The sequence below is a fragment of the Chitinasiproducens palmae genome, from assembly GCF_900095735.1.
Taxonomy (GTDB): domain Bacteria; phylum Pseudomonadota; class Gammaproteobacteria; order Burkholderiales; family Burkholderiaceae; genus Chitinasiproducens; species Chitinasiproducens palmae.
Genome location: NZ_FNLO01000023.1, coordinates 1 through 4,181, shown reverse-complemented (window position 1 = coordinate 4,181; position 4,181 = coordinate 1). Strand labels below are relative to the sequence as shown.

General features: G+C 64.5%; 1 protein-coding gene and 1 rRNA gene. Both read right to left on the bottom strand.

The window, feature by feature from the left end:
- Window positions 1–967: 967 nt before the first annotated feature.
- A complete protein-coding gene (locus tag BLU54_RS22930; RefSeq protein WP_091913518.1) occupies window positions 968–2,035 on the bottom strand; it encodes a type III polyketide synthase in 1,068 nt (355 codons plus the stop codon).
- Between the two features lie 2,024 nt (window positions 2,036–4,059).
- A 5S ribosomal RNA gene (gene rrf / locus BLU54_RS22920) occupies window positions 4,060–4,172 on the bottom strand.
- Between the last annotated feature and the right edge of the window lie 9 nt (window positions 4,173–4,181).

The following is a 4,181-nucleotide window of genomic DNA, read 5'->3' as shown; positions in this document are numbered from 1 at the left end:
GGGCTTTCGTCTGTGGGCTTTCGTCTGTGGGCTTTCGTCTGCGGGCTTTCGTCTCCGGCCTTTCGGCTCCAACAGCTTGCGCGCCGAGCGGTGCATTCCGAGGTCGCCGTGGCAACGTTGCCCCCGTCTCCTAATGCGCCGCCGGAAATGCCACCAGCCAATCGCGGGCGCTGCGGATACGGTCTATTCGCGCCCGGCGAGGGACGGTCGAATGGGTCCGGTCGCTGCGTCGCAAGCGGCCGCGCCATCCCGCGCGGCGTCGCTGCATGTCGGCTCGCCCCCGCTCTCCTCTCTTTCGAAGGCAACGGCGCCACTGCCTTGCGCCTGCCGCACGCTCGGACCGGGGCTACGATAGCGCGTGGTGCGAGGCCGATGCACAGGATACCCTTTGCGATGTCGCGACCACGGCGCAGCGCCTGCCGCACAGCGGTTCCGGTGCCTGACGTGTCGGCAGCCCCTCGATCAAGCGTGCGGAGCACGACGGCGTTGCCTTTGCCGGCCGCCAGCGTCCACTTGCCCGGCTGCCGGACGCAGTGAGAAACGGCTGGCGGCGCATCCCGGACACGCATCGCACGCGATTGACGGGCTGCCTGGCGGCAGTGCCGCAGGCACGTCTACACCGCAATTAGCCGCACAGGCTTGGCTGGTCTGCGCGTAGCGTGCCGTGCACGTTGCCGAAGCCGGCCACGACGCGCCGGCACCCGCAACCGTTGACCCAACGCCGACGCCGCATCCCGGCGGCGCCCCTGGCGACGGCATAATCGCGGGCGGCCGTGTTCGATCCGCTGCGTCGTCGACCGGGATCCCCTCAAGCAGCATGCTCCACTGGCCACCAGCGCGCGGCGACAGCACGGGCGCGCAATGAACCGCGCGTGAGGACGCCGCTCAATTTTTCGGCGCCTGTTCCGTGCGGTCCGTCATGCGACGGCCACTACCGGATACCCGCCACGCATGTCGGGGACCGCGCTCAGGCGGCTGCCGGGAACGCGTCCTCGGCCCAATGGCCGACACAGATCTCGGCCGTAATGCCGGGGCCGAAGCCGGCGATCATCCCGGTCGCGCCCTCGCGCACCTCGCCGTCTTCGAATGCGCGCCGCAGCGCATCGAACACGACCGCGCTGGCGATGTTCCCGTAGCTCGTCAGCGTCGCGCGGCTGTAGCGGAACCGGTCGCGATCGACGTTCAGGAAAAGGGCGAGATCGTCGAGGATGCGTGGTCCACCTGCATGGATGATGTAAAAGCCCAGTTTCGACGCATCCATGCCATGCGCTTGCGCCAACGCGCGCATGCTCGGGGCGAGCGGCTCCATCGTCTTCGGCACCCGCTTGTCGAGCCGGAAATGGAAGCCGGTCTCCTTCACCTCGTAGCAGATCCAGTCTTCCGTATGCGGGATCAGATAACTTGCCGTCCGTTCCAGGCGCGGGCCCGCACCGCCCCGCGCTCTCACCACCGCAGCGGCCACCGCGTCGCCGAACAATCCGTTCGAGAGCAGGTTGCCTACCCCCTTGTCGGTCGGCTGATAGCACAGGGAACAGAACTCGCATGCCACGATCAGCACGTTTGCGTCCGGGAACGCGGTGCAGAACGTAAAGGCCTGGTTGATCGCCGCGCCCCCAGCAGCGCAGCCAAGCTGTGCGATCGGGATCTGGCGCGTATCCGAGCGAAAGCCCATTTCATTGACGAGATGCGCGGTCATCGACGGCATCAGGAAACCCGTGCACGACACGTATACGATCGCATCGATGTCCTCCGCGCCAAGCGAAGCGTTCGACAACGCCTCATGGATGACTGGCGGCACGCGCAACTTCGAATGCTCCTGGTAGAGGCGGTTCCTTTCCGTCAATCCAGGATGACTCAGTGTCTCCTCGAGCGGACGCACGAAATGTCTGGTCTGCACCCCGGTATTGCGCAGGAGGCGCAGGGCGAGTTCGAGCTGGGGATGGTCAGCGTGGATCGTGTTGCAGAGCTCCAGCGTCTGAGCGAGGGTGACGACGTGCTCAGGGACGCTCACGGCTGGCTTGCACAAGATAGGCATGGCATGTGTGAAGTTCTTGATACGGTCTGTGATGCAACGCGCGGCACGTTTCGCAACGGGTCGACCCTCGCGAGTCAACGGCTACGCGCCCGTTTTTTCGCTTCGCAATTGCACGTTCAGGTCATCGTCACCTCCTCTCAATCAGTCCGGTCGCAGTCCGCAGTGGCACGCGTTCAGCCACTTCGTGGAGACCGACTTTGCAACATTTCCGCACCGCAAAAAAGTTTCGGTAGTCTGCATGCCTAACTAAAGATCACTTCGTGTCAGGGAATACCCGCATTTCAGATAACGCGTTGCAATTTCAAGACAGCGGCCATGCGCAGTAGAGCAGGAGCGCAGCGGTCATCTGCTTGCGACGTTGCCAAGAGGCGAGCACGGACTGCCATACGCTGATTTTGTAGAGCCGCCGACTCGACGTTATTTCAGCGGCAGCAGCGCAGACAGAACCTATTGGGGATTGAGGGGTCCGCGGACGACGATGTGCGGGTGAAAGGGCGGCGCGCTGGACGGGCATTCGGCTGGCGCGGCCCTGCCACTGCCACTGCCACTGCCACTGCCACTGCCACTGCTGCTGCCACCGGACGCGGCTTGCCCCGTGCACGGCGGCGCCGTCACTGGCGTCAACCTAGCGGAACGTCACGGTATGCGACATCCTGTGATTCGTGACCTGGCGCCGCTCTCGGCGCGGTACCTCGAATCGCCATCCAGCTCGGTCGATACGCGAGGCTGACGGTGGCGATCACGGCGCTATCGCCACCGCCGGCGTCGAGCGGCACGTGGCGGCCATAGGAACGACGCGCGCACCGCAGTCGTAACGAATACCTGCCAACAAGCTCGCCGCCCAGACGCTAGCCGCCTTGTGCCGACACTGCGGCACTCGCGAACGCCTTGGTCAGAGGCCAACGCGCCTCATACCGACAGCGCGGCGGTCGCGAACGCTGCAGCCGGACGCCAGCCTGGCTTGTACCGACATCGCGGCGGTCGCGAGCGCTACAGCCGGACGCTGGCCTCCCTCGTATCGTCGTCGCCGCAGTCGCGAATGTTAGAGCCAGACACCAGCCTCCCTCGTAACGATACGGCGGACACCGCGAACGTTACAGCCAGACACTAGCCTCCCTCGCACCGATATCGCGGCAATCGCGAACGTCACAGCCAGACACCAGCCTCCCTCGTACCGATATCGCGGCAGTCACGAACGTCACAGCCGGTTACCAGCCCCCCTCGCGCCAACCTCGCCGCGCTTGCAAACACGCAGTAAGCTGAGCGTTGAGTACCGCCGTGCGGCGTAGTCGATGCGCGTGACGTGTGGTTCCTCGAAACGATTCGCCACGCTGCTGGTCGGACCGCATCATGTATTTGGTGCCGGATGCGCTGACCGGCGCATGCGTCAGTGCACGAACGTGGCGACACAGGGCGATGCGACGGGGCAGCATCCATACTTCACGACGACGAGTGCCGCAAGCCCAAACGTGTCAGGAACGGCGTCGGGAGTGACCTCATCGGGCTGCATCCACTGACAGGTCGCAGCGATAAGTGTCAGGTGCGCCTTCAAGGAAGCAGCCGTTCCAAGGCGGGCGCGGTTCATCACCTCCGCCGTCATTGCGTCGTTTGCGTAGCGATGCGCTTGTGAATCGGCGTCGGGCTCGGCTCAACTGCACAAAACAAGCAACGGACGACGCGCGTCATCGGACGCGCAGCGGCGCGGGGCAATGGCATCGGCTTGCCAACCGCCCGGACAGATCGCGCCACTTCCCAAGCGCTATCTCCAACCGATAGTGTCGTTTCGCTGCCGGCCCGATAGATCGGGCGGCGAAGGTGCCGATGCCGAAGGGGCATGGCGCTGCCTGGAATAATCTTGGTCTGGCGACCATCTGAGCGAGTGTATGCATCGAGCTCGCAGCCGCGTGACGCTCGTGCCGGCGCACTGGCCTGCGTCGACCCGCCGAGGCCTCGTTCAGATGCATTTTCCGTCGTCGGAAAGCAAAAAACCCCGCTCGATGAGCGGGGTTTTCTACGAATGGGGAGCCTGACGATTACCTACTTTCACACAGGTATCTGCACTATCATCGGCGTGGAGTTGTTTCACGGTCCTGTTCGGGATGGGAAGGGGTGGGGCCAACTCGCTATGATCATCAGGCTAAGGGGG

What these genes read in the sequence shown, in the direction of transcription:
- BLU54_RS22930 (WP_091913518.1), bottom strand. Translation starts at nt 2,035, where the DNA reads ATGCCTATCTTGTGCAAGCCAGCCGTGAGCGTCCCTGAGCACGTCGTC.